Consider the following 2,911-nt stretch of genomic DNA (forward strand, 5'->3'; position numbering starts at 1 on the left):
AGGGCGGGCCGCTCGGCCCGGCCACGCTTCAGAAACTGTGGTTCGTCGTCGTCGAAGCGGCTCTTGCCGCGGCCCCGGCGCCGCGGCGCCGGGGAGTCGTATTCGCGCACGGAAGTGGTGATCCCTTGATCGAGGCTGACGGAGGCAGGTGGTACGACCCTGCAAAGACGGCCATGACCGACCTCCTCTCCTCGACCGGGCACCCACCCGGCACGCGCGTTCGCGCGGCACCCATGGTGGTGATCTCCCGGGCTGGGGTCAACCGAATTACGCCGCGGCGCGACCTTCAGCCGCCGAGCACGACGGAGACGGCGGCGATCAGGGAGTCCACCGTCCGGGTCGGCGCGAACCGGGCGTCCGACCAGCTCCGGCCCCGGTGCAACCACACACTGGGCAGGCCGACGGCGGCGGCGCCGCCGATGTCCGACTCGGGGCTGTCCCCCACCACCCACCCGCCGCGCAGCGGCATCCGGGCGCGTTGCGCGGCGAGCGCGAAGATCCTCGGGTTGGGCTTGCTGACCCCGGCCTCCTCGGAGATCACCCAGTCGGCGACGTACCGGTCGAGCCCGGTGTTCCGGATCTTGGCTTCCTGGTACTGGACCGTGCCGTTGGTGACCACCACCGGCATCCAGCCCGCGTCGTCGGCGATCCGCAGCGCGCAGGCGACCAACGGGTCCAGCCGGGTGTACGCCACCACCCCGTCACGCAGCTCGTCCACCAGGTCGATCGCGGGTATGCGCAGCGCGTAGCGGTCGCGGATGGCGTCCGCGAGATCCCACCGGTCGGTGAGTCCGTCCGCGTCGAGGGAGACCAACCAGTCGATGTCGGCGGGCGGCGCTCCGATCTCCGCCAGGAACCACTCGCCCCAGGCGCGGAACGACCCTGCTCGATCGAGCAGGGTGTTGTCCAGGTTGAGCAGGAGCAGTGGCACTCGGGCACCTTACGGGAGAGGGAGCGGGCGTCGACAGGGCCGAGCGGCCCGCCGACGCCCGTCACACCGGCAGCACTGTTCGGGGGACTCCCGGGTCGGCGGACCGGTCGGCGGGCGGCGCGTGCGCTAGGCGGATGGCCGCCGGCGCCGGATCGGGGGTGGCGGCGGAGGCCGCCCCGCCATCGTCGGCGTCACGGGCCGGGCGGACCCCCGGGCCCTCGATCGCCGCGTCGAGGGTGTACCGCCATCGCGCGACCCCAACGGTCAGCCCGACCGGCGCGGCAGCCACGGCCGGCGCAGCGGGGGGCGCGGATGCGGAGGCGACCGGGGACGTCGTCACCCGGCGATCCTAACCGGCGCGCCATTCCCGTCGTCCCACCAAATGAGCAACCCAAGCCGTACGTACGGTTTGCGTAACGGAGGGTCAGCTGGAACGATCGACCCGTGCCCAGAGTAAGTCAGGACCAGCTCGACGCGCGCCGGCAGGAGATCCTCCGAGCGGCGCGGGCCTGTTTCGCCCGGCACGGCTACGAAGGGGCCACCGTCCGTCGGCTGGAGGAGGCGACCGGGCTGTCCCGGGGCGCGATCTTCCACCACTTCCGTGACAAGGACTCGCTGTTCCTCGCCGTGGCGGAGGACGACGCCGCCGCCATGGTGGAGACGGTAGCCCGCAACGGCCTGGTGCAGGTCATGCGGGAGCTGCTCGCCGGAGCGGTCTCCCCGGACACCACCGGCTGGCTGGGCAGCCAGCTGGAGGTCTCCCGCCGGCTGCGCACCGACCCGGCCTTCGCCCGCCGCTGGGCCGAGCGCTCCGCGGCTGTCGCCGAGGCGACCCGGGAGCGGCTGGCCCGGCAGCGGGAAGTTGGGGTGCTGCGCGAGGACGTCCCGATCGACGTACTGGCCCAGTTCCTCGAGCTGGCGTACGACGGTCTGGTGCTGCACCTGGCGATGGGCCGGCCGGCCGGCGACCTCGGTCCGGTGCTGGACCTGGTCGAGGAGGCCGTACGCCGGCGCTGACGCCGTTGCGTCTCGGTTCGATGACCCTGCCGCCTCCCACCCGTGGCGGGGCTGCTCCACAATAGGCCGCGATCCCGCGACCACAGGAGCAGTCATGGCCGTCCTCGCCGCCACAGGCGACACCTGGGGCATTTCCGGGCCCGTCTTCCTCGGCGTTTACCTGGTGGCCGCCCTGGTGGCGGTTGCCGGCGCGCTCGTGCACCGGTCCCGCGTCCTCGCCGGGCAGGGCGCCGCCGGCGCCGGTCGGCTCGACCCGCAGCAGGTGGCGTACCTCAACGGCGGCGACCAGCTCGCGGTCTGGTCCGCGCTGGGCGGGCTGCGCGGCAGCGGCGCCGTCGGCGTCCGGCCCGACCGGCGGCTCACCACCGGAGCGCCCCTGCGGGCCGGGGCGACCCCCCTCGACCAGGCCGTCCACCACGCCGCCCGGCGGCACCTGTACGCCCGGGAGCTGGTCCGCGACGGGTGGGTGGTCCGCGCTCTGACCGATCTGCGCGAGGGCCTGGAGCGGCAGGGTCTGGTGCTCTCCGACGCTCAGCGCAGCGCCGCCCGTGGCGGTTCACTGGTGCTCTTCGGGCTGCTCGTGCTCGGCGCGCTCCGGGCCGGGACCGGTCTGGCCCACGACCGACCGGTCGGGTTCCTGCTGCTTGCCCTGGTCGCCCTGACCGTCACGGCGATCCTGCTGAGCCGGGTGCCACGGCGTACCCGAGCCGCCAACGCCGCACTGCGTGAGCTGCGGCGCCGCCACGCCCACCTCGCCCCCGCCTCCGCGCCGGCGTACGCCACCTACGGCCCGGCCGGGGCCGCCATGGGTGTGGCCCTGTTCGGCACCGTCTCGCTGTGGGGTCTAGACCCGGGCTTCGCCGAGCAGGCCGAGATCCAGCGGCAGGCGTCCGGGGTGGGCGACGCGAGCGGCTCCGGCGGCGGCAGCTCCTGCGGAGGCGGCGGGGGCGGCAGCTCCTGCGG

4 protein-coding genes and 1 pseudogene are annotated in these 2,911 nt (G+C 74.3%); 2 read left to right on the forward strand and 3 right to left on the reverse strand.

From position 1 onward, the window contains the following. The 3 genes and pseudogenes from E1193_RS33585 to E1193_RS30840 form a co-directional block, all read right to left on the reverse strand. Positions 1–110 (reverse strand): annotated as a pseudogene (locus E1193_RS33585) (RIO-like kinase); the annotation flags it as partial. A gap of 176 nt (positions 111–286) precedes the next feature. After that, a complete protein-coding gene (locus E1193_RS30835) occupies positions 287–931 on the reverse strand; it encodes an HAD-IA family hydrolase (RefSeq protein ID WP_132186645.1) in 645 nt (214 codons plus the stop codon). A gap of 61 nt (positions 932–992) precedes the next feature. Further along, positions 993–1,271 (reverse strand): hypothetical protein, encoded by a 279-nt coding sequence (locus E1193_RS30840; RefSeq protein WP_132186646.1) that lies wholly within the window; start codon positions 1,269–1,271, stop codon positions 993–995. Positions 1,272–1,375: 104 nt separating this feature from the next. Here E1193_RS30840 and E1193_RS30845 point away from each other — a divergent pair, with 104 nt between their 5' ends. Beyond that, entirely contained in the window at positions 1,376–1,948 is a 573-nt protein-coding gene (locus E1193_RS30845; protein ID WP_132186647.1) for a TetR/AcrR family transcriptional regulator, read from the forward strand. A gap of 94 nt (positions 1,949–2,042) precedes the next feature. Next, positions 2,043–2,911, forward strand: an 869-nt coding sequence (locus E1193_RS30850; protein ID WP_132186648.1) for a TIGR04222 domain-containing membrane protein, incomplete at its 3' end; no start/stop codon positions are given.

This window comes from Micromonospora sp. KC606 (genome assembly GCF_004348675.1).
In the GTDB taxonomy this organism is placed as follows: domain Bacteria; phylum Actinomycetota; class Actinomycetes; order Mycobacteriales; family Micromonosporaceae; genus Micromonospora.